Genomic DNA, 21,724 nt, shown 5'->3' on the forward strand with positions numbered 1-21,724 from the left:
GCGTCCCCTTAACTCATCTGAGCCTGGCGTTGTAACACTTGATAAAGCAGCTCGGCTCGCTGCCAATCTTCTTCCGTATCAATATCCTGCACACGCCAGCTAGGCAGCACGTGGGGAATCGAATGGGGAGCAAACATGGCCGCATTGCTAGCAAAAGCCGCTGTGCGGGACCAATAGAACATCCCTGCATCGTGGTATACCTCAGGCAGGTCCTGGGAACGTGTTGCCTCATACTCGGGGAACAGCATACTGACCCCCTCCCCCGCACGGACCAAACCCCGCTGCACCGGATAAGCAAAGCGCGTCACCGAAAAAGCATGTTGCATCTCAGGCCTCTGTTCCAACTCAGTAATCGCGGCCTTGAGGTCCTCAGCCTGCAGCAAAGGCGCCGTCGCATAGATGCAGCACACATACTCAGGTTGCAATCTGTCATGCTCAGCAAGCCAATCAAGCGCATGAAACACCACAGCCCCGGTACCGGTATGATCATCCGCCAGGTTCGCTGGGCGTATAAAGGGCACCTCCGCACCATAGGCTTGGGCCACTGCCGCAATCTCCGCATCATCAGTGGAGACAATAATGCGCTCAAATACATCTGCCTGGATGGCGGCTTGAATGGAATAGGCAAGCAGTGGCTGGCCGGCAAAGTCTCGAATATTTTTGCGCGGAATACGTTTACTGCCGCCTCGGGCAGGAATAATGGCAACCTTAGCCACCGTTGTTCTCCTTACAGCTATCCCTTAATCAGAGGATTAGTCAGGGGATAAAAAACTATGGAGTAGAGCGATTACTCGATCTTGCTGCACGTTGGTCAACGTGGGGAATAAAGGCAGGGTTAGCGTACGCTGGTAATAGTCTTCCACCGCTGGAAAATCACCACGGGCAAAACCCAGGCGCTGGTAATAGGGCTGCCAATGAATGGGAATGTAATGTACCTGAACCGCAACACCTTGCACCTGCAAAAAGTCGTACAGTGGTCGGCGTTGCATCGGATCCTGTAATTGCACCACATAGAGGTGCCAGCTGGACTCAGCATAGTCGACTCGTGGTGGCAACTGTAGAGGAAGCCCCTGCAATTGCTGATCATAGCGCTCTGCTAAGGCCTGACGCTGTTGCACATAGCCATCTAACCGAGAGAGTTGGCTTAATCCCAAGGCTGCCTGCAAATCCGTCATGCGGTAATTAAATCCCAGCTCCTGTTGCTGGTAATACCAACCCCCTTCCTGCTCCTGCAGCTTACTATCCTTATCAATCCCGTGGCTGCGCAGGCGCTGAATACGCTGGTGCAGCTCCGGATCACGACACAGAATGGCCCCACCCTCACCGGTGGTGATCATTTTGACCGGATGAAAACTAAAAACACACAGGTCTGCATGCTGCAACGCTCCTACTGGCATGCCCTGATAGCGCCCTCCCAATGCATGGGAAGCATCCTCCATCAGCCGCACCTGATAGCGCTCACATAGCGCCTTAATCTCTGCCATGTCTGCACTTAAACCCGCAAAGTGCACCACTATCAGTAGCTTAGGCAAACGGCCAAGACTCGCCGCCCAAGCCAACTTGTTTGCCAAAGCAGGCAGACTCAGATTCAAAGTAGAGGGGTCAATATCGACGAAATCGACTTCAGCACCGCAGTAACGCGCACAATTAGCCGAAGCGACAAAAGATAACGGGGAAGTCCATACCCTATCCCCCTGCTCCACCCCTAGCGCCAAGCAACCAAGGTGTAGAGCAGAGGTGGCCGAGTTAACCAGTGTGACCCAAGGGGTGCCTGTGTACTCTGCCAAGGCTTTTTCTAAAGCCGGTACCTGCTGCCCCTGAGTTAAATATTGATGGCGTAGCACCTCAACAACCGCTTGGACATCCTCTTCCTGGATGTCCTGACGACCATAAGGCAGCATCTCAACCTAGCGCTCGCAGTTCATCAACACTGAGGAACCAGGGATTGGTGCCCGAATGATATTCAAAGCCCTCATCCATCTCCTGCCCCTGTTCACCTAAGCGGTTACAACGATAATCAACCGACTTATCAAAGAAAACGATGGGGGGCTGAATCACGTAGTGATCGGCAAACTCCAGGGTATGGTGGGAGACCTCAGCCGGTACCATGATTTCATGTAGTTTTTCACCGGGGCGAATACCTACACGCTCGTATTCACGCTTTCCGGTCATGGCCTCAACCAAGTCTAGAATACGCATTGATGGGATCTTCGGAACAAAAATTTCTCCGCCATACATCCGTTGAAAATTCTTGATCACAAAGTCGACTCCCTGTTCCAAAGTGATCCAGAAACGGGTCATATCCGGATGCGTAACAGGCAACAATCCCTTGCCTTCTGCCAACAGTTGTTCAAAGAAAGGCACCACTGAGCCACGTGAACCTACGACATTGCCATAGCGCACCACAGAAAAACGTGGGCCGTCTTTACCTGCAATATTATTACCTGCGACAAACAACTTATCGGAAGCCAGCTTAGTAGCACCGTATAAATTAATAGGGTTAGCCGCCTTATCCGTCGACAGGGCGATAACCCGACGGACTCCGGCACTAATCGCCGCTTCAATCACATTCTGGCCACCCAGAATATTGGTTTTAATACACTCCATCGGATTGTATTCAGCGGCAGGTACCTGCTTTAACGCCGCCGCATGTACCACATAATCAATCCCCTTCATCGCCGCTTTTAAGCGATCCAAGTCCCGCACATCTCCCAGAAAAAAGCGCATGCGACTATCGGTGAACGCCTGCTGCATTTCGAACTGTTTAAGCTCATCACGGGAAAACACCACCACCTTGGTGGGCTCATAATGCTCCAGCACCCGTTTGATAAAGGCACGTCCGAAGGAGCCTGTTCCTCCCGTGACTAAAATGGATTTGCCATTAAACATGCACGCCCTCACCAGTTAGGGTTATCTACTGCGGTTTGTTCTAATTTATCGGGCGCTACCAGATAATCTGAATAGGCTTGTTCAACATACTCTGCCCAATACTGCCAAGCTTGCGCCAAAGCAGGCATGACTTCCGCCTCGTCCTCACTCATATGTGCAACTTTCAACAACAGCGCCGCAACATAGTTCATGCTGCCCCAGTATAGATAAAACAGTAAGGAATCTCTGCGTGCCAGGTAGTGATAAAAGCGCTGCCGCTGAGTTTGAAGAAGCTGCTCCAGCTCCTTGCGGCTCTCTGGCTGCTGACTCTTCAACCACTCCAGGTAGTCGTTTACATCCCGCTCTAAGGCTTCGGCAGTAAAGTGTTGCTGCAGCTGTATTGGTAATTGACGGACAGCATCTGGCTCCAAACAAGCATGCTGAAGCAAAACCTCTACTAGATCCATCGGTGCCAAGGAGGTAGTGGGTAAGTCGATCTGCTCCGCCCGAATAGGTTCCGCGCCTTCAATACGAGCACCATCACTGCAGTTAAAACAATGCATATGTGGCGACAGACTGAGCAAACGCTCCATCATCTGTACTGCTACGCGAAACTCATGTTTGGTATAGACCGTATCCTGAAAATTACCCGGCACCATCAACAAACCATGGGTCTGAATAAAGTCATATACCTCTTGCCAACTCTGCTCGTGTTGCTCAGTGTCTGGCTTCTGATGGTAGTAATCAGAGAAGCGTGAATGGTGCTTACCCACTTCCTTATAGCCCAGATCGACGCCAAACAAATACAGATTGCTCATCCCTAAGGTACTCAGTGTTGCCATCACCATATTAGTGACAGTGGGGTAAGCGTACTCCACCGCTGGATACTGCTGATCCGGACAAAGCGAATCCATATAAACACGCGTGGAGGCTTCCCCCGCTTTAAAAGCTAACAAGGTTCGCTTAAAGAGTGCCGCAGTGTCGGGGTGAATACCATTGACGGTCAGCAGGGTAATATCTGCCAGAAAGTCAGCGGGGGCAGCATTTTTAACCCAAAAATAAGACGTGCGATTTTGTTCCACTTCCGCATGCAGATGAGGTTTCACACCATAACGATGCAGTGCTTTTAACGCCGTCCCACAGGAAATAATCAAAGCTTTGTCCTGATTTGCTTTGATTATTTCAATACTGCTATCAAGGGATGGTCCATTGCCGACAACAAAAATGGGGTAATCCATCCATTGTTGATAGGCATGGCCACCATGCTTCCTCAGCAAATAGGTTTTACCCTGAGCAAAAGCTTCGCGCATATGAGCCAAACCATAGCGAGCATGCTCAAAGTATTCCCCCATGGATACCACAACCTTGAACTCCTCCCGCAACTCAAACATCAACTGCTGCATACGCGAATGGAAGTACAGCGAGTACAGGTAAGTAGTAACAATATTGTAGGGGCCTACTTGATAGAACTGCTTGAGCAAGTCCTGCATGACATAGGTGCCATCATCGCCCAAGTTGAGATAAAGCGTACTACCCTGCTGGTCAAGCTGTTGTAATAGCGGTTGCCAATCCAACACATAGAGCGAGGCATAGAAGAAGTCGAGGTTAGGCTCATACAAATACAAACGCCCAACCTGATGCTGAGACAATAAAAGCGGTAATTGATAACCCAACCCCAAGCCAAACAGCACCATTCCAGATATATCATCGGGTAAGAGTGTAGAGCTCTTTCCTGAGTGGCTTAGCAAAGCTTTGATTTTCTGCGTCTGTTGGAAGTGGTAGTAATAACCCAACTTCCCCCCATCCATGTTTAATAACGGATCGTCTTTATTAGGACTATGGCGATAAGCTGCAAAGTCATCTTCCGCCTCCTGCTCAGGAGCCCCTCCATACAAGCAAGCCCCGCGCCCGATATGTAGGACATTCCACCCATCCTGACCTCGCACCAAGTGCCATTGCTGTGGCTCATAACGCGCAAAGGCCGCTGCAACATCAGGATAGTAGTGTTCCAGGCAAGCCATATTACGCAAGAATTGCTGACGAGCCTGCAGCCAAGCTATACGCGCTTGCTGAGTAGTTTGCAGTTCAGGTAGCAGGCTACGTGGAGCGACTTCATCACAACGATCAGTGAAGGGATATAAGCGTACCCGCCCCTCATGCAGCTCCTGCCAGCTAAACTGATTAGATGTGAGATATTGATAGAGGGCATCCATTTCCACATGATGGTAATGGCGAAACACAAAAGCGGAGTTCAGCGGCTGGATATGCTGATCAATAAAGCGCAAATCTTCTACCAGGCTGCCACCACTATTACCAATTTGCAGAAACACCTCTTGCTTAGCCGCTACCCTTTGCTCCAACCAACTGGCCCAATCAAAGACGCTCAACGAAGCCACAAAGGCATCTTCAGAAGGCTCATAAATGAGCCAAGCACTCGCATCAGTACACTCAGCCAGTGCCGCTAAACTATGACCCAACCCCACACCAAAGCAGATGAGTAACGGAATCTGTTCGGGCAAAGCCTGGCACTCACCTTGTCGTGCCAACCAACTTTCTAGTTGTAAAAAGGGGGTACCCGCTACCCATTGCGGCGTTGCCGCTGCCTGAGGGGGAGGAGCAAGAAAGCTTATTCGCGGAGCCTTGTTCCGGTAGTTCTCCACCTCCGCCTTACATTCTTGCTCCGGGTTTAGGCCATACCAACACTGGCCTGTAGCATAGTCGACTAAATTAGCATGCCCTTCGGCAGTACAAAAAACCGACAAACACTCCTCATGCACGGATTGCAAAACTTTTAGGATATGAGGGGCATAGCGCTCAAAGGCTTGAACATTGCGTTGATAGTAACGGGTGAGCTGGCCGCTTAGCTGGGCTTCTAGCTGCTGCTGGGCCTGTTCATCGGCCATTGTCAGCTGGCTGATATTTCGCAGCATAACCTTACCTGGCAATAGAGAGAATTGATCCTGAATGTCTCAGGTGCGATAGGCTTGGAGTGCGCGCTGGTTACGAGCAAGTTGTAGCAGGCTATTAGACAACTCCGAACTATAGCTATGCAGTATAGTATGCCATTGTTCGGTTAATGCCAGCTCCTCAAGGAGAAGCTGCTGATACTGCAGTTTATCTGCTTCTTTAGCACAAAAATGCCGAAGCAACGTGTCTCGCTGTATTAACAGTTCCGCCAACACAGCAAAATCAGCTTCGGCATGATTATCAATTTGAACCGCAATTTGCTGACGTAATGCCGCCAATTGGTTGACTTGTTCCTGCTCCATGTCACTCGCCTGCTCGAGGCTCAAGATCCAACTCCCCTAGCTGTTGGCGTTGGCGATAACCCTCTGCTTTAGCCTCTTCTGGAATTTGATCCCAAGCTTCTTTGATAGGAATCAGTGTGCGAGCCACTTCATCAATCATCGCGGTATCGTTCTTAACCGTCGCCTCTGATAGACGATCGACCATGAAGGCATACAACTCAAACAAATTAGCCGAAATTTCTCCACCAGCTTTCATATCAAGTGATGTTTGTAGGGAGGTCAGAATACCGATAGCCTTGGAGATATGCTCGGACTTACCCACAAAGTCACGACGTTCAATACAGCCCTTAGCATAGGCCAACTTATCCAACAAACCGCTGTAGAGCATTTGAATGACGCGATGAGGGTCGGCTTCGGGCAGCTCATTCTTGAGCCCTACAGCTTTATATGCCTGTATCCCCTTTTTCATCATCATGGTATGTGGTTCCACTTGTGCTGCTAAACGTATGTCACAACTTAATTACGCTGGGTACTGAATCCAGGCAAGCTGGCCAGCTGGCTACTGAGATAAGAAGAAGTCGAGTTCATTTGCGCTAATACCTTATCCAACGCAGCATAGCGCTCACGCAGAGTTTTTTCGTAACTCTCCATATACTTATCAAGATTCGCTCGCTCTGTGTTCACAAGCGTCAAACGGCTATTAAACACTTTTTCCTGGGAGGCTAGAATTCCGCCCGCTTCAGTATAGGACTTCACTTTAGACTCTAACTGAGCAGCCAAGCCATTATCACCCGAAAACAGCTGCGAAATCTTATCAAAGGATCCAGTCAAAGCATCCTCTAAACGCGCACTACCTGTCTTACCACCATAAGAGTTAGTACTGGATATTTCCATCTTGCCATCAGCGGTCATGGAAATCCCCAGGGCAAACAAGCTATTTAGGCTCGCGTCAGCACCACTCACGGTACCAGCTAGCTGACTGTTGAGTTGGCCCATTAAGCCTCTCACCATCGAGTTACCATTCAACGCACCACCACCTGTCAAACTTTTGCCATCTGTGGAGAGAGTACCTGGCTTGGTGAGATCATTAATAGTAGTGACCAACTCATTATAATTTTTGACAAAAGCTTCAATGTGCCCCTTAACCGTATCTTTATCTACCGCGATGTCCAGCGTTGCCGCCTTAGTGTTGGTCAGCTCTTTTAGATTCAGGGTAGTATTCTGGATCACATTTTCCATTTTGTTGGTATCAGCGTAGGCATCCACATTGTCGATGGTCACATGCGCCCGCTGCGAACTCGTTACAGACAATGTGGTTCCACCGCCGGTCGCAACAGTCGATACCTTATCCAACTCAGCATTATTATTAGTGATGCTGAGTTGCTTAGTAGCAGGATCCCCTGTAATGGAAGAGGTGATCACCAGCTTTGAACCAACAGCTGCATCACCAGTGTTAATAATGTTAGCGGACACACCAATATTATCTGATGCAGTGTTAATCGCCTCACGCAACTGACTGAGAGTCATACCCGCCGCAACATTAACGTTAAAGCTCTTGCCATCCGCACTAAACGTCAGTTGCCCGGCCGTACTCGAAACTACAGAGTCTGAATTAGCGAAGCTACCATTAGCGGTTTCGGCACGGGTACCCTTTGCCAAAGCCTTTACTTCGATGCTGTAGCTACCCGTGGTAGCTGAAGACGTGGTCGTCACATCAAAAGGCTTAAGATTATCAGGGTGCGTAACTGTAGCCTTACGCGTCAAAAGGTTGTTAGCACTTTTCAGCGTATCAAGAGAGGACTGAAACTTACTCAAAGCAGAGCGGATTTTACCAATCCCAGAGAGCGAGACTTCAATAGTGGATTTCTGCGAATCCAGCCGTTTAACCTTAGGATCGCGTTCAGATGCAACCAGCTGTTTGACTAAGTCCTCAAGTGGTAGACCAGACCCCACCCCCAAAGCGGTTAATCCTGACATGGTTGCCTCCTTCCGTTTTACACTCGTTTATTCAGTATCAATCCTGTTGCCTGCCCCAGCTCTTGCTGCAGCTCTCTGACGCGGCTCGCTAAACGGCGCACTTCTTCAGAAGGGATTTCACGAATCACTTTATCGGTTTCTGAGTCCAGCACTGTAATCACCGGCTTGCCGCTTGACTCATCCATATTGAAACGTAACTGACGATTCTGAGCCTCTACGATCCGGTTAATATCATCAACCGCCACCTTTAAAGTCTGCGAATCCTCAGCAGGCTCGGCCTTATCTTGCATCTTCTTAGGGTCAGCGGCCTCTTTTTGCAAAGCCTGATTAGACTGGCTTGCCTCAGCGCCGCCCGAGCGAAACAGGTTAGCCTGCCCTAAGCTCATTTTACTTTCAATTTCCATACCAGTTCTCCTCCACCCAGGAAGGCAATAGGGTCAGACCTAGGGCTGACCCTATTGTGCTTGGGAGATTAACCCAACAGTGACAGAGCCACCTGAGGACGCTGGTTAGCTTGACTCAGGATGGATGTACTTGCCTGCTGGATAATCTGATTACGAGTCAGCTCCGCTGTCTCAGTCGCAAAATCGGTATCACGGATCCGCGAACGGGCACCTGATACGTTCTCAGCAATGTTGCTCAAGTTTCGAATAGTGGACTGGAAACGGTTCTGCAGCGCACCCAGGTCTGCACGCTTACCATCAACGGCAGTAATAGCCGCGTCAATGGTTGCAATAGCAGCAGATGCCAATGCAGCAGTAGAGATAGACACTGACCCCACTCCCAAACCAGAAGCACCAAAGCCACCGGAACGGGAAATATTGACCGCGATAGATTGCCCAGCATTAGCCCCTACCAGGAACTTCGCAGAGTAACCCCCACTCAGGATGTTAGTACCACCAAACTGGGTAGTAGTAGCGATACGGCTCATCTCAGCCTTCAGCGCTGTTACTTCTTTCTGCAGCGCTGCACGGTCTGCACTGGAGTTGATACCGTTCTGAGACTGTACCGCCAACTGACGGATACGCTGCAGAGCATTAGTGGTTTCCTGCAATGCACCCTCTGCAACCTGAGCTACAGAGATACCATCATTGGCATTACGGATTGCTTGGCTCAAACCCTGGATTTGAGAAGTCATGCGGTTACTAATCTGCAAACCGGCTGCGTCATCCTTGGCGCTGTTAATCCGGAAACCGGATGACAAGCGCTCGAAGGAAGTCCCCAGTTGCACCCCAGAGTTCATCAACTGACGCTGAGCGTTCAGTGACGAGACGTTGGTATTAACGAATAAAGTCATAATTGACCTCCTAAGTCGAGTGACACTAGGCCACCCTGCCTTTTAACGACCACCGAAGTGGCTTATTGCTCAGCGCTCTGCCTCTAGAGCTCCGAAGCTTTTACTCTTACCTGATCGTTATATCGGCCCCACCTGAGCAAGCTTTAGCCGCTCACGGCAACTTTTTTCACTTAGCGGTCAAACCTTGCCTCTCAATACCGTCACACTCCAGATAACCCTCCAAGGCCTAGCCCATACCCCCCCTTCAAATGTGCCAACCTGGAGTGGCATAAAAAATGCTTAGCTTTTTTGCCTCAAAAAAAAGGCCAGGTAAATAACCTGGCCAATTCGCTCAAATTTGGAGAGATTGAGCTCTTTCCCCACTGGTCGGCAGGATGCCTCTCTTGCCTTAGCCTCCTAAGCCTGTCACCAGTGGGTTATTTCTTTCTATTAACCCCCCAGCAGCGACAGTGCCACCTGAGGACGTTGGTTCGCCTGAGCCAGAATAGTGGAGCTAGCCTGCTGCAAAATCTGGTTCCGCGTCAACTCTGCAGTTTCAGTAGCAAAATCAGTGTCACGAATACGTGAGCGTGCGCCAGATACGTTTTCAGCAATGTTAGTCAAGTTTCGAATAGTTGATTGAAAGCGATTCTGCAGTGCACCCAAGTCAGCTCGCTTAGAGTCCACAACAGTAATGGCCGCATCCAAACTGGCGATGGCAGCAGACGCTAAAGCTGCGGTTGAAATTGACAAAGTCCCGATGCTTAATCCCGATGCCCCATACCCCCCAGCACGAGAGATATTGACCGCGATAGATTGACCAGCATTAGCCCCTACCAGAAATTTTGCAGAGTAGCCACCCGTCAAGATATTCGTACCACCAAACTGCGAAGTAGAAGCAATACGGCTGATTTCAGCTTTCAACGCGGTCACCTCTTTTTGCAGGGCGGCGCGATCGGCACTGGAGTTAATACCGTTTTGTGACTGAATAGCCAGCTGACGAATACGTTGCAGAGCATTAGTCGTCTCTTGCAAGGCTCCTTCCGCCACCTGAGCCACGGAAATACCATCATTGGCATTTCGTACAGCTTGGTTCAAACCCTGAATCTGAGAGGTCATACGGTTGCTGATTTGCAGACCAGCCGCGTCATCCTTAGCGCTATTGATCCGAAAACCAGAAGAAAGACGTTCAAATGCAGTACTCAAAGCAGTACCAGAATTCATCAACTGGCGCTGTGCATTTAAAGAGGACACGTTGGTATTTACGAATAAAGTCATGCTCATCTCTCCTATTACTTTCTTTTTGAGCTGATGCATGTATCTGCATCTTGTGTAACCTATATATCGACTAGCAAGAGCATTCCTTTAGTTTTTTTCTGCATTTTTTCTACAAAAAAAAGAACCCCGGCATGCCGGGGTTCTGTATACACCATATTTTAACGGATATAGTTGAATAACGAGAGCTGCTGAATCTGTGCATAGCTGGACTGAGCGACCTGCAAGCCATAAGAGCGCAACTTGAGGTCACTAATGGCCTCATAGTAATCCACTTCTTGTAAGTCTTTTAGCTGACTCTTATCAGCCAAAGTGGAGTCAAGCTGTGCATTTTTCACATCCTCTGCCACATTCATACGCGCCCCAAGCCCAGCCCTCACTTCAAGCACTTGGTTGTAAGCAACATCCAAGTTTTGTATGTACTTATCAATATCTAAATTCACGCCTGACACACCATTGAGTGCCGCAACCGCCTCACTGAGCACATTCATCGGATTAGTAGTTGCCCCCGTCACGACCCCACTAGCATCCACTTCAGCAAACTGAAAAACTGCCGCCCCAGAGTCATTTTTCGCCATAGAAACGGAGGGAGAAAGCTGCACTTGTGTTTGCCCAGCATCCCCTTGATACGAATAGGTATTAAAAGTTCCCGCCACCGTAGTAAAAGGCTGCTGCTTCACCGCATAACCAGAAAAAATATAATTACCGTTTATATCTTTTCCATTGGCATGGTCAAGCACCTCATTCAAACGCTCATTTAACTCTTTAGCGACAGCTTGCCGATCTACCTGATTCAGACTGCCATTACTTGCTTGAATCAATAATGTGCGAGAACGCAATAGCGCATTTTCAATACTTTGCAATTGAGCTTCTTCTTGAGCCAGAGAATTCACCAGCTCAGTATTATTGCGACCATATTGCTCGCTTTGACGAATCTTAACATTAACTCGCTCTATTTGAGCTGCCGCAGCAGGGTCGTCTGCCGGCGACAGCACTCGTTTACCACTTATCGCCTGCTGTTCGCTACGAATTAACGCCTGTTGGTTATTCAGTAACGAATCCGTACCCTGTCTAAAAATTTGCAGTGATGAAATACGCATTTTTAAATTACCTCACCGCATTTAATAAGCTTTCAAAAACACGCTGTGACGTCGTAATAATCTGCGCCGCAGCTTGATAGGCCTCTCGATAACGCATCAAGTTAGCCGCCTCTTCATCCAGGTTGACCCCTGAAACAGAATCCCGGTAATTTTGTGCATTAGTTAGCAGCACTTTATCGGACTGCTCATCAATGCGAGCCTGACTGGCATACCCCCCAACGCGACCAATGGTTTGCGAGTACGCGGACTGATAAGTCAGAGTGCCACCCGCTAAGGTCGGGGTGTTTTGTAAAGCGATCAGCGCTAAACCATTGGTATTGTCATTCTGCTGGGTCGCCGTGGCACTTGAGCCAGCAAAGGCTAAACCTGCCGGTGCAAGCGTTGTCACACCGACTTCACCTGCCATGTTATAGGTTGGCCGCACCAAAAAACTATCGCCATTGGCAGGAGAGCCAGTAAAAGCAAGATCAAACCCATCCACACTAAAGTTAGGTCCGGCCCCTGTTGCAACTTGTTGGTTATCTGATAACCGAGTGACACTATAACTACCGGCGTTATAACGCACCTCGTAATCACTTGCGGTTAAATTGCCATGTGACCAACTGGCTGGAAAGTTCAGAGTAGCCGCACCCGACCCAGTGTTATTGGCGCTAGCCAATACCCGCGAGCTCACGGTGTAACTACCGTTCAATGCGGGAGTAAACAGATCTGCACCTACAGCATTATTTAAGTCTCGCCCCTGATTTTGCTGGCGGTTAAAACTGTCAGTAAAAACAGCGGCTAACTGGCCAAGCTCATTCATGGTGGGATTCAAGGCATCACGACGATAGGCCAGGGTTCCCCCTAGCTTGCCATCCTGAATGATAGAAGAAATCGATGCCTTACTTGGCTCGAGGGTGACATCAAACTGCGCTTTATCGTACTCCCCCTGGGTCACGCCCATTTTCATAGAGGAGTCACTCATCACCAGCGACTGGCCACCCTTAAGGTAAACATTGACCATTCCTTGCCCCGCAGGAGCTGTATACACCCCCACAAACTCAGACAGCTCACGTACTAGCTCATCACGCTTGTCCTGTAACTCCAGCGAATCCTTATTTAGAGACACCGCTGAGTTGATTTGCTTATTCAGATCAGCAATCGAGGAAGAAAGACGATTAATATCAGACACATATCCCGTCAGCTGATCGTTGATAGCCTGATGCTGATCCTGCATCAAGCCATTCATACGATTAAAGCGATCAACTAACTGGCTAGCCTGAGTCAATACCAAGCGGCGGGAGGTGATATCAGTCGGGTTATTGACTGCATCATTCAAGGATGCAAAAAAATTACCTAACCCCGTGGAGATACTATTTGATGTCTCCGCCACCAACTTATCCAGCACACTGGCATGCTGCAGCCGGGTCGCACTACTTTGGTAGATGCCTGCCTGCTGTTGCAAATTATGGATGGCATACTGGTCCACTACTCGAGTCGTCAAACTCTGGGAGACACCTACATTGGCATCGGAATAATGCACGGTGGATTGCCGGCTATACCCCACTGAATTCATATTGGTGATATTTTTACTCACCGTTGTCAGCGACGTCTGACTTGCACGAATCCCCTGCTGCCCGATATTTAATAAGTTAGCCATATAGAGTCCTCCCGCCTGGGGTTATCGACCAATAGCCTCAAAGCTTGAGTGAGGCGAGAGCCTGTTGCATGCGCTCCCCTTCGGCGATTTGGATGATTTTGCTGGCATAGCGTGGATCAGTTGCATATCCCGCCTGCTGCAGTGCTTTAACAAAACCCGCTCCATCTGCAGTTTGGCTTAATGCCTTCGAATAACGGCCGTTTTGCTGTAAAAAGCTTATATAGTCACTAAAGCTTTCGGTGTAGGAGTTGTAGGAACGGAAGTAAGCCCGCTCTTTTACAGGCACACCTCCTCGATACTCCAGCGTAGTGGTTGCTGCTTTAGCGCCATCCCAACTAGGATCCGCTTTAATCCCAAACAGGTTATAGCTGTTACGGCCATTATCATCTTTGATCAGGTGCTTACCCCAACCGGTCTCTAATGCCGCCTGCGCCAGCAGGAAACGCTCATCTACTCCAAGGCGATCCGCTACCTGCTTAGCACTTGGGTAAAGCGAGCGAATAAAGTCCTCTGCATCACTAAACTGACTCTTCTGGCTGCTCTCTGCCACGCTTGGAATGGCACCTTGGCGCTCCAAACGCTGCAACACAGCCTCCCAGGCTATTGCATCTTGTTGCAACTCAGCAGAGGGTGTCGGGGCAACACTTGGCCAGGCAGTCGGCAACAAATTGCCGCTACGAGCCTGATAATCCTCTACGCCCATTGCCGTTTCAGTACTCTGCTGCGGCAGCAACTGGCGTACCAACACATCGGCTAAACCCAACCCACCAGACTGAGCAATCTCGATCCCCATTTGTTGATCGAGCATGTCCTGATACATCTTGGTTTCATTTGAGTTGAACAGACTGTCTTCATTCAGCGCTGCGTTAGACTCTCGCATAGAACGTAGCAACTGGTTGATGAACAAGGATTCGAATTGGCGAGCAACATCACGTACTGCTTCAGGTGAGTTGTCTTTAGCGGCATTTTTCAGAGATTGCAGACGATTCAGGTCGGTATAAACCTGGGACTGCATTGTCGCCTGACCAATCATCCTCTGCCTCCTTTAAATAACCACTAGCTCGGCCTGTAAGGCGCCAGCTTGTTTCAATGCTTCTAGTATCGCCATCAAGTCACCAGGGGCGGCCCCCACACTATTCACCGCATTGACGATATCACGCAGCGAGGCGCCAGGGGTAAACTCGAACATATGCCCTGAGCCTGCATCCACCTCTACTCCACTGCGCGGGGTGATAATCGTTTCTCCCGCTGACAAGGGTTCAGGTTGATTGGCTTGCGGCGCCTCAGTAATCGTCACCGTGAGCGCCCCATGGGTGACAGCCACCGGTGCTACCCGTACATTCTCTCCGATCACGATGGTGCCGGTGCGGGAGTTGATAATGACTTTGGCCCGCTCTGCAGCCAAACGCACTTCAAGGTTCTCCAACACAGACAGATAAGACACGCGCTGAGAGGAATCCCGCGGTGCCCGCACCCGGATCGAGGTAGCATCCATTGCTTCAGCCACACCACTACCAAGCAAGTCATTAATCTGTTCAGTGACGCGTTTAGCGGTAGTAAAATCAGGTCTATGCAAATTGAATACCAAGGTATCTCCATTGGCAAAACCACTTGGCACAATCCGCTCAACTGTCGCCCCTGAGGGAATACGCCCAACGTTCAGCACATTGACACTGACCCGAGAACCGTCCGCTCCTTCCGCACCGAAGCCCCCCACCACCAAGTTCCCCTGTGCCATCGCATAAATTTGTCCGTCCGCACCTTTCAGCGGCGTGAGCAACAAGGTACCACCACGCAAACTCTTCGCATCACCAAGGGAAGATACCGTAATATCAATCGTCTGCCCTGGCTTAGAGAAAGGCGGTAACTCGGCATGCACCGCCACTGCAGCAATATTCTTCGACTGAGGACTGGTACCCGCAGGCAAGGCAATACCAAACTGCTCCAACATATTTTTAAAGGTTTGTGTTGTATAACGAGCACTGGACTTATCACCGGTACCGTCCAATCCCACCACTAGGCCATAACCCACCAGCTGGTTAGTACGCACACCTGCCACACTAGCAATATCCTTCAGGCGCTGACTGTTATCAGCCAAACTCAACTGGCTTAAGCCCCACAGCACCGTAAGCAACAAGAAGCGGATCAACATACTGCCCTCCTTCATCATCTAGAAAGGCCATAACGCACTAAAGAAGAATTTAGTCAGCCACCCCTGAGCAACAGAATCCTGTGCCTGCCCAGTACCACTGTAAGCAATGCGCGCATCTGCCACTCGGGTAGAGCTCACTTCATTATCAGGATTCACATCCTGCGGACGAACCAAGCCAGTTAAGCGGACAAACTCCTCCCCCTGAGTAAGGTTAATCCACTTTTCCCCGCGCACACGCAACACACCATTAGGCAAGACTTCTGACACCGTTACAGCAATGGTACCGCTAAGTTTATTACTCTGTTTAGCACTGCCAGAACCTGAGAATGTATTGGTACCACCGATACTGGTATCAATTCCGCGCCCATTAACACTTAAAGGCACCCCAAGGATGGTCGGATTTTGCACCGACACACTGGTGGTTTTTGAATCTGCCGCCGTTGCACTCTTTTGCGAGTTGGTTGTTTCTTCTAGCACCACCACCAGAATGTCACCGACACGATGGGCTCGACGGTCACCATACAGCGACATTTCATAACCATCTTGGAAGATAGAGCCATTACTCTCTTTAGGCGGATACATCTGTTGCGGCGAAACCGGCGCAAATTGAGGGTCATCCGGCCGTGGTGTTTTACTCGCACAAGCACTCAGCAGCATGGTTGCCAACACTATCCAAACCGGCGCTCTCATAGACTAGCCCTCACTTATAGCTGCTGGGTCACGAAACCAAGCATCTGATCGGCGGTAGAGATCACCTTGGAGTTCATTTCATATGCACGCTGAGTGGTAATCATATTGACCAGCTCTTCCACCGCGCTAACGTTAGAGGCTTCCAACATCCCTTGAATAGTGCGCCCCATACCATCCAACCCAGGCTGTCCTTCCGCAGGCGCGCCGCTTGCAGCCGTTTCCTTAAACAGCGTTCCCCCCACAGCCTGCAAACCAGCAGGATTCACAAAACGGGATAACTGAATCGTGCCAACAATTTGAGGATTGGCTGAGTCTTCATTCAATATCGCCTCGACATTACCATTGGCATCGATTGATACCTGAGTTGCTCCCTGAACGTTAATTTGCGGGTCTAACAGATACCCCTCAGGAGTCACTAAGTCGCCAGCATCATTCAGCTCAAAGGCCCCCTTACGGGTATAACCCAGGGTTCCATCCGGTAACTGCACTCGAAAAAAACCTTCCCCCTGAATCATCATGTCAAAGGTATTACCCGTGTTAATGGAGTCACCTTGAGAGAAAATTTTCTGCGTAGCCAACACTCGTACCCCTGTACCTATCTGTAAGCCAGAAGGTAAACGGGTATTTTGAGTAGACAAACCGCCAGGCTGACGTTTGATTTGATACAACAAATCCTCAAACTCAGGGCGATCCTTTTTAAAACCTGTAGTACTGATATTTGCCAAGTTGTTGGAGATGGTTGAGAGAGCGGTATCCTGCGCACTCAGGCCAGTTTTACTAATCCAAAGGGACGCCAACATATCCTATCTCCTTAACCAATTTGTAACAGACGATTTTCTGCTGCCGCATTTTCTTCTACGGTTTTCATCATCTTCACATTCATTTCGTACTGGCGGCTGAGGGACATAATGGCGGTAAACTCCTCCACCGGATTAACGTTACTGCTCTCCAGATAGCCCGAACGCAGCTGTACCTGAGCATCCGCTAACGCAGGCTGACCATTTTCCAGAGAAAACAGGCCGTCCTCGCCCTTTATCAAGTCTCGAATCTCAGGATTAACCAACTTGATACGATCAATCTCAGCCACGTTGGCAGGCTGATCACCTTCGGCCACAATCGTGATGGTGCCATCCCCACCAATCTCAATCTGGGAGAAAGGCGGCAAAACAATCGGCCCACCTTCGCCGATCACCGGCAAACCTTTGCCGGTCCGCAATTGCCCTAAAGGATCAACAGTTAGCGACCCTACCCGGGTATAAGCTTCGGAGCCATCTTCTCGCTGTACAGCAATAAAGCCATCCCCGCCAATCGCCACATCCATTGGACTGCCCGTCACCTTAAGAGTACCAGGGGTAAAATCCGTGGCAGGATTTTCTGTCATGTTATAGACCCGGCTCGGAAAGCTTTCGCCAAACACTTGCATAGAGCGGGCTTGCTCAAAGTCGCGACGAAACCCTGTCGTACTGACATTGGCCAGGTTGTTGGCATGAATCGCTTGGCCCCACATATTTTGCTTGGCGCCAGACATTGCCAGAAACAGTGCTCTATCCATCGACATGGGTAACCCTCCAATACATCTCTCTGTTACCCAGCAAAAAACAGGCCAAAAAAAATCGGGCCAACGCCCGACTCTTTACTACAACACCATTCTCGCAACATTACCTACCCTTGCGACAACCTAGGATCAATACTTAGAAACCTGCTAATACCTGCAAATGCGCTTCAACGGAGCGTGCCAATGCATCTGGGTTATACCCCCCTTCTAACACCGATACTAAACGGCCGTTTGCATACTGGTTAGCTACACTCAGCAATAATTGTGTCACCCAACGGTAGTCGTCCTCATGTAAACGCAAATCCGCCATTGGGTCTTCTGCATGCGCATCAAACCCTGCAGAAATGAAAATAATATCTGGCTTGTGAGCTTGCAGTGCGGGTAAGCAGCGCTGCTCCACCACTTTGCGAAATGCATAACCATCACTAAAGGCTGGCAACGGACAATTAATGATGTTGGGCCGCTCCAGGTAAGAGTATCGATCAGGATAAAACGGATGTTGAAAGGTCGAGCACACCATGACCTCTGGCCGATCTTTAAAAATATCCACCGTGCCATTGCCATGATGGACGTCGAAATCAAAGATGGCGACACGCTCAATGCCTGGCTGTTGCAATGCATGTAACGCCCCAATGGCAACATTGTTGTACAAGCAAAAACCCATCGGTAACTCATGCTCAGCATGGTGACCAGGTGGACGTACCGCACAGAACGCATTGTTCGCTTTGCTATTGAGTACTCGATTAGTGGCCAAAATCACACTGCCCACCGCTAAACTCGCTGCTCTTAAGGAGTGAGGGCAAAGTGCCGTATCATCATCCGTCCACACAATACCCTGCTCAGGCAACTGAAATGCCAGCTTTTCCATATGATAGCGACTGTGAGCCAATAAAATTTGCTCTGCTAGCGCCGGTACCGCGCTATGATGATCAAGCTGTTGAGCCAATCCTGAACGCTCTAACTGGCGTTTAATTGCTACCAGCCGCAGCGGACTTTCCGGATGCTCCGGCCCCATATTGTGCTGCTCACAATCCTGGTGAGAAATAAAGGCAGTTAACATGTTGCTTCCATTTGTTTTTATAAATCGCAGGGTTTCGCCAGTTTACCTAAAGGCATGCAGCATGGCGCTACTGCCAAGGTCGCACACTATGTTGATTTACATCATGATCCTTATCAGCAAAATGTCAGACACTGGGCGCACAGCATAGAACGCTTAGCACCGAATTTCGGTGCTTTTTTTTTCTTGGTATTTGGCCCCCATAACTATAATCAGCAGAGCAGGAGGCCAGCATGCTAAATAAGAAAAAAGTGCTCTTTATCGACAGCAACGGCAATATGCGCTTCACCATGAAGAGCATGCTGAGAAGTTTGGGCATTGAGCACCTGGAAACCCAGGCGCCAGCCCCTAGCCTACTCAAGCACATTCAAAACCAGCACTATGACTTTGTAATCGTCAGTCATAACGAACAAGATCGTCTTAATGGCATTCGCTTGCTTGAAGAAGCGCGATATCACAACACGTTGCCAGAGCATACTGCCTGGATCCTTCTCGTCGCCGACACCGCCAAAGATCTTATTATTCATGTTATCGACAGCTATCCCGATGACATTCTTACCAAACCCTTCACTGCCAATGAACTACAACGGCGATTAGAGTCACTTGCACATAGACAAGACTCACTTAAGCCGCTTTGGGATCTTTTACGGCAAAAACGTACCCGCGCAGCCTTGGCACTCTGTGACAAAGTTGACGAAAACCATCAAAACTATCTTTATATCCAACAAGTTAAAGCCCGCCTACTCATGGCTAATCGCCGCCACTTGCAGGCTGCGCACCTACTGAGCGAGCTCCTCAAGCAGTACCCTCGTAACGATCTCGGCTTAATGCTGAGTTACTGTTTGTTCTGTGCCCAAGAATATGAACAGTCGATTACCACGCTCGGTGAGTTACTTGCCCAATCACCTTTGCTGTTAGGCGGATACGACCTCCTCAGTAAGAACTACCTTATGCAGGGGGACGTCTTTAAAGCCCGCTATTGGTTACAATGGGCCGTCTCTCTCAGTGCTCGCAGCATTCTTCGCTTGCAACAACTTGGTTATTACGCCTTTCTCAACACTGAGTTAGATGTAGCCGAGCCGGTACTCCAGAAAGCAGTTAAGCTGGCTGAAGACACGATTTTTGATAACAAACACCCCATTCTGCAGTTGGCTGATATCGGTCGCTACAAGGTAGAGCAGGGCGATGCTTGGCAACAGCAAGAAAAAGAGTTGGTGGAATGGCTGCGCTTAGCCCACAAACGCTTCCCCGATGACAAGGCTTTGGAAGTCGAAAGTGCTTGGCTGAAGGGGCAGTTTTATAAGAATGCCAAGCAAATGGTCATGGCCGAACAATTCTTAAGTGAAGCAGAAAAATTAGCCGGTGAGCGGGGGATCAGCATCCCGGTTAATGTTTGGCAAGCGCCTCCTGACCTACCTGCGCGCTGGGTACAGAACATGCCGGAAGATCCGGAGTTGATAGAGCAAGCCTCGCTAGAACAATTACTCTATCGTGGCAGGCTGGCCTACCAAGCAGGACACCTGGGTCAGGCACTTAGCCACTACGCTGAAGTGCTACAAAACCAACCCGAACATGCCGATGCCATGCTCAATATGACACAACTTTTTATTGAAGCGGCGCGCGACAGTAGCTATCAGCGTGATAAGCGTCTGCAACGCGCCAAACAATACGCTGTTCATCTCAATAAAAAACACGAAGAACTTAGCAATCGCCAACGCAATCGCCTTAGAGCCCTGCAAGCACTACTCGACTCTCCTATTGAGGAGCTGCCTCAAGGTAGCTTGGGGGATCTGCTCTGGGAAGGCGTATAAAAGCTAGGAAAAGAGGAGAAGTGAAGTGGCCTCCCCACCAGGACTCGAACCTGGATTTGCCCCTTAGGAGGGGGCCGTTCTATCCTGTTGAACTATAGGGAGGACTCGGCGCTTTATAACAACTCCTTGAAAACAAAGCAACTTTGTCTAATCAAAAGCCACTGTGCCCAGCCAGAAGCTCTGGCAAGCTTTCTTCCAAGAGAATCAACACAAACGAAGTGATTAAGCTTCACCCAGTTTATGGCTAGGTGCATTATGCTTAGTTTTGCCTGATGCCGAATAAAGCTTACGACTATCATGCTGCCCCTGTAACAAAGCCAGCAATTGCTCATTCTGCACTAAAGCACGCCCCACAATCTGAGCATTTACCTGAGCAGTTTCTTGGTTAACAAGCAGCAAGCTTTCCATCTGTTCTAACGCATCCTGCAAAGCAGCTTGCTGGGTACTGGACGAGGCAAAAGCCAGATAGCCCTCACGGGCCACCTCATAACCAGATGAGCTCAAACAGAACTGACGAGCTTGAACATTTGCTGCCAACTCATCCAGCAAAGTCTGCTTATCTTCTTGAAGGGAGGAGAAACTTTCATGATCACGAGCCAAGAGAAGTGCTCGCTCTTTCACCAGGATCTCCTGCAACTGCTCAAGCTGAACATTGGCAGCCAACATCAACTCAAGCAGTTTGGATTCCTGGTCAGACATAAGACATTATCAATTAGAGCTGAGCATCAAAGGCCAGCATTTTTTGCGCCAGACGCTGAGAGTCCACTTGATAGCTACCATCTGCCAATGCAGCTTTGATAGCAGCAACCTTATCTTCGTTCACATCTGGCATGCCGCGCAGACGCTCTTCAATGGATTGCAGGCTCTTTGCAGTAGAACTAAGTTCGACTTTATCTTCTTTTGCAGGGGTACTGACGGCTTTCTCACCTGCGACAGAGCTGGCCTGCTTCTCAGTGCCATTGCCCTTAATGCGTGTAGATGAGTTGCTGTGCACTCCTACGCTGTTAATGTCGATGGGCATGGTCTTATCCTTCCAATTAGTACTTACGTATGCAGGCTATCGGCGGGACCTAAAC

21 protein-coding genes and 1 tRNA gene are annotated in these 21,724 nt (G+C 49.5%); 1 reads left to right on the forward strand and 21 read right to left on the reverse strand.

The genetic code is table 11. The features are described from left to right. Positions 1-8: 8 nt before the first annotated feature. The 18 genes from pseF to Q334_RS0108310 form a co-directional block, all read right to left on the reverse strand. Entirely contained in the window at positions 9-716 is a 708-nt protein-coding gene (gene pseF / locus Q334_RS0108225; protein WP_027312788.1) for a pseudaminic acid cytidylyltransferase, read from the reverse strand. Positions 717-752: 36 nt separating this feature from the next. Continuing rightward, on the reverse strand, positions 753-1,901 hold the full coding sequence (pseC, locus tag Q334_RS0108230; protein ID WP_027312789.1) for a UDP-4-amino-4,6-dideoxy-N-acetyl-beta-L-altrosamine transaminase: 1,149 nt from the start codon (positions 1,899-1,901) through the stop codon (positions 753-755). 1 nt (position 1,902) lies between these two features. Next, complete coding sequence (gene pseB / locus Q334_RS0108235; RefSeq protein ID WP_027312790.1) at positions 1,903-2,889, reverse strand: UDP-N-acetylglucosamine 4,6-dehydratase (inverting); 987 nt, start codon at positions 2,887-2,889, stop codon at positions 1,903-1,905. A gap of 8 nt (positions 2,890-2,897) precedes the next feature. After that, a complete protein-coding gene (locus Q334_RS0108240) occupies positions 2,898-5,798 on the reverse strand; it encodes a motility associated factor glycosyltransferase family protein (RefSeq protein WP_027312791.1) in 2,901 nt (966 codons plus the stop codon). A gap of 39 nt (positions 5,799-5,837) precedes the next feature. After that, on the reverse strand, positions 5,838-6,137 hold the full coding sequence (locus tag Q334_RS0108245; RefSeq protein ID WP_027312792.1) for a hypothetical protein: 300 nt from the start codon (positions 6,135-6,137) through the stop codon (positions 5,838-5,840). Between the two features lies 1 nt (position 6,138). Beyond that, the gene (fliS, locus tag Q334_RS0108250) at positions 6,139-6,591 is read right to left on the reverse strand and encodes a flagellar export chaperone FliS (protein ID WP_211249519.1); all 453 of its coding nucleotides are present in this window, start codon (positions 6,589-6,591) and stop codon (positions 6,139-6,141) included. A 41-nt stretch (positions 6,592-6,632) separates the two neighbouring features. Beyond that, positions 6,633-8,093, reverse strand: a complete 1,461-nt coding sequence (gene fliD, locus Q334_RS0108255) for a flagellar filament capping protein FliD (protein ID WP_027312794.1) — start codon at positions 8,091-8,093, stop codon at positions 6,633-6,635. Between the two features lie 17 nt (positions 8,094-8,110). After that, a complete protein-coding gene (locus tag Q334_RS18495) occupies positions 8,111-8,497 on the reverse strand; it encodes a flagellar protein FlaG (protein ID WP_051527635.1) in 387 nt (128 codons plus the stop codon). Positions 8,498-8,565: 68 nt separating this feature from the next. Next, positions 8,566-9,390 (reverse strand): flagellin domain-containing protein, encoded by an 825-nt coding sequence (locus tag Q334_RS0108265; RefSeq protein WP_027312795.1) that lies wholly within the window; start codon positions 9,388-9,390, stop codon positions 8,566-8,568. A gap of 429 nt (positions 9,391-9,819) precedes the next feature. Then, positions 9,820-10,647, reverse strand: coding sequence for a flagellin N-terminal helical domain-containing protein (locus Q334_RS0108270; RefSeq protein WP_027312796.1), 828 nt, complete (start codon positions 10,645-10,647; stop codon positions 9,820-9,822). Between the two features lie 158 nt (positions 10,648-10,805). Next, positions 10,806-11,744, reverse strand: a complete 939-nt coding sequence (gene flgL, locus Q334_RS0108275) for a flagellar hook-associated protein FlgL (RefSeq protein WP_027312797.1) — start codon at positions 11,742-11,744, stop codon at positions 10,806-10,808. A 7-nt stretch (positions 11,745-11,751) separates the two neighbouring features. Beyond that, the gene (gene flgK, locus Q334_RS0108280; RefSeq protein WP_027312798.1) at positions 11,752-13,383 is read right to left on the reverse strand and encodes a flagellar hook-associated protein FlgK; all 1,632 of its coding nucleotides are present in this window, start codon (positions 13,381-13,383) and stop codon (positions 11,752-11,754) included. Between the two features lie 37 nt (positions 13,384-13,420). Further along, positions 13,421-14,416 (reverse strand): flagellar assembly peptidoglycan hydrolase FlgJ, encoded by a 996-nt coding sequence (gene flgJ, locus Q334_RS0108285; protein WP_027312799.1) that lies wholly within the window; start codon positions 14,414-14,416, stop codon positions 13,421-13,423. A gap of 12 nt (positions 14,417-14,428) precedes the next feature. Next, complete coding sequence (locus tag Q334_RS0108290; protein WP_035461146.1) at positions 14,429-15,535, reverse strand: flagellar basal body P-ring protein FlgI; 1,107 nt, start codon at positions 15,533-15,535, stop codon at positions 14,429-14,431. An 18-nt stretch (positions 15,536-15,553) separates the two neighbouring features. Then, complete coding sequence (flgH, locus tag Q334_RS0108295) at positions 15,554-16,225, reverse strand: flagellar basal body L-ring protein FlgH (RefSeq protein ID WP_027312801.1); 672 nt, start codon at positions 16,223-16,225, stop codon at positions 15,554-15,556. Positions 16,226-16,239: 14 nt separating this feature from the next. Next, complete coding sequence (flgG, locus tag Q334_RS0108300; protein ID WP_027312802.1) at positions 16,240-17,025, reverse strand: flagellar basal-body rod protein FlgG; 786 nt, start codon at positions 17,023-17,025, stop codon at positions 16,240-16,242. Between the two features lie 11 nt (positions 17,026-17,036). After that, entirely contained in the window at positions 17,037-17,783 is a 747-nt protein-coding gene (flgF, locus tag Q334_RS0108305) for a flagellar basal-body rod protein FlgF (RefSeq protein ID WP_439897758.1), read from the reverse strand. A 133-nt stretch (positions 17,784-17,916) separates the two neighbouring features. Continuing rightward, the gene (locus Q334_RS0108310) at positions 17,917-18,840 is read right to left on the reverse strand and encodes a histone deacetylase family protein (RefSeq protein ID WP_027312804.1); all 924 of its coding nucleotides are present in this window, start codon (positions 18,838-18,840) and stop codon (positions 17,917-17,919) included. 230 nt (positions 18,841-19,070) lie between these two features. On the opposite strand from Q334_RS0108310, the gene Q334_RS0108315 reads away from it, so the two are divergent. Further along, positions 19,071-20,648: a response regulator gene (locus Q334_RS0108315; protein ID WP_027312805.1), complete on the forward strand. Its 1,578-nt coding sequence runs from the start codon at positions 19,071-19,073 to the stop codon at positions 20,646-20,648. 26 nt (positions 20,649-20,674) lie between these two features. Here Q334_RS0108315 and Q334_RS0108320 read toward each other — a convergent pair. The 3 genes from Q334_RS0108320 to flgM form a co-directional block, all read right to left on the reverse strand. Beyond that, positions 20,675-20,750: transfer RNA gene (locus tag Q334_RS0108320), tRNA-Arg, on the reverse strand. 120 nt (positions 20,751-20,870) lie between these two features. Then, positions 20,871-21,347, reverse strand: coding sequence for a flagella synthesis protein FlgN (locus Q334_RS0108325; protein ID WP_027312806.1), 477 nt, complete (start codon positions 21,345-21,347; stop codon positions 20,871-20,873). A 13-nt stretch (positions 21,348-21,360) separates the two neighbouring features. Then, positions 21,361-21,669, reverse strand: coding sequence for a flagellar biosynthesis anti-sigma factor FlgM (gene flgM, locus Q334_RS0108330; protein ID WP_027312807.1), 309 nt, complete (start codon positions 21,667-21,669; stop codon positions 21,361-21,363). Positions 21,670-21,724: the final 55 nt, after the last annotated feature.

This window comes from Balneatrix alpica DSM 16621 (assembly GCF_000619885.1).
In the GTDB taxonomy this organism is placed as follows: domain Bacteria; phylum Pseudomonadota; class Gammaproteobacteria; order Pseudomonadales; family Balneatricaceae; genus Balneatrix; species Balneatrix alpica.

Excerpts from the sequence above, each read along its gene's own strand:
- pseB (WP_027312790.1), bottom strand. The coding sequence starts at position 2,889 with ATGTTTAATGGCAAATCCATTTTAGTCACGGGAGGAACAGGCTCCTTC.
- fliD (WP_027312794.1), bottom strand. The coding sequence starts at position 8,093 with ATGTCAGGATTAACCGCTTTGGGGGTGGGGTCTGGTCTACCACTTGAG.
- Q334_RS0108310 (WP_027312804.1), bottom strand. The coding sequence starts at position 18,840 with ATGTTAACTGCCTTTATTTCTCACCAGGATTGTGAGCAGCACAATATG.
- flgJ (WP_027312799.1), bottom strand. The coding sequence starts at position 14,416 with ATGATTGGTCAGGCGACAATGCAGTCCCAGGTTTATACCGACCTGAAT.
- flgG (WP_027312802.1), bottom strand. The coding sequence starts at position 17,025 with ATGTTGGCGTCCCTTTGGATTAGTAAAACTGGCCTGAGTGCGCAGGAT.
- flgK (WP_027312798.1), bottom strand. The coding sequence starts at position 13,383 with ATGGCTAACTTATTAAATATCGGGCAGCAGGGGATTCGTGCAAGTCAG.
- flgH (WP_027312801.1), bottom strand. The coding sequence starts at position 16,225 with ATGAGAGCGCCGGTTTGGATAGTGTTGGCAACCATGCTGCTGAGTGCT.
- Q334_RS0108265 (WP_027312795.1), bottom strand. The coding sequence starts at position 9,390 with ATGACTTTATTCGTTAATACCAACGTCTCGTCACTGAACGCTCAGCGT.
- Q334_RS0108315 (WP_027312805.1), top strand. The coding sequence starts at position 19,071 with ATGCTAAATAAGAAAAAAGTGCTCTTTATCGACAGCAACGGCAATATG.
- Q334_RS0108290 (WP_035461146.1), bottom strand. The coding sequence starts at position 15,535 with ATGTTGATCCGCTTCTTGTTGCTTACGGTGCTGTGGGGCTTAAGCCAG.
- Q334_RS0108270 (WP_027312796.1), bottom strand. The coding sequence starts at position 10,647 with ATGACTTTATTCGTAAATACCAACGTGTCCTCTTTAAATGCACAGCGC.
- pseC (WP_027312789.1), bottom strand. The coding sequence starts at position 1,901 with ATGCTGCCTTATGGTCGTCAGGACATCCAGGAAGAGGATGTCCAAGCG.
- flgL (WP_027312797.1), bottom strand. The coding sequence starts at position 11,744 with ATGCGTATTTCATCACTGCAAATTTTTAGACAGGGTACGGATTCGTTA.
- flgM (WP_027312807.1), bottom strand. The coding sequence starts at position 21,669 with ATGCCCATCGACATTAACAGCGTAGGAGTGCACAGCAACTCATCTACA.
- Q334_RS0108240 (WP_027312791.1), bottom strand. The coding sequence starts at position 5,798 with ATGCTGCGAAATATCAGCCAGCTGACAATGGCCGATGAACAGGCCCAG.
- Q334_RS0108325 (WP_027312806.1), bottom strand. The coding sequence starts at position 21,347 with ATGTCTGACCAGGAATCCAAACTGCTTGAGTTGATGTTGGCTGCCAAT.
- fliS (WP_211249519.1), bottom strand. The coding sequence starts at position 6,591 with ATGATGATGAAAAAGGGGATACAGGCATATAAAGCTGTAGGGCTCAAG.
- Q334_RS0108245 (WP_027312792.1), bottom strand. The coding sequence starts at position 6,137 with ATGGAGCAGGAACAAGTCAACCAATTGGCGGCATTACGTCAGCAAATT.
- Q334_RS18495 (WP_051527635.1), bottom strand. The coding sequence starts at position 8,497 with ATGGAAATTGAAAGTAAAATGAGCTTAGGGCAGGCTAACCTGTTTCGC.
- flgF (WP_439897758.1), bottom strand. The coding sequence starts at position 17,783 with ATGTCGATGGATAGAGCACTGTTTCTGGCAATGTCTGGCGCCAAGCAA.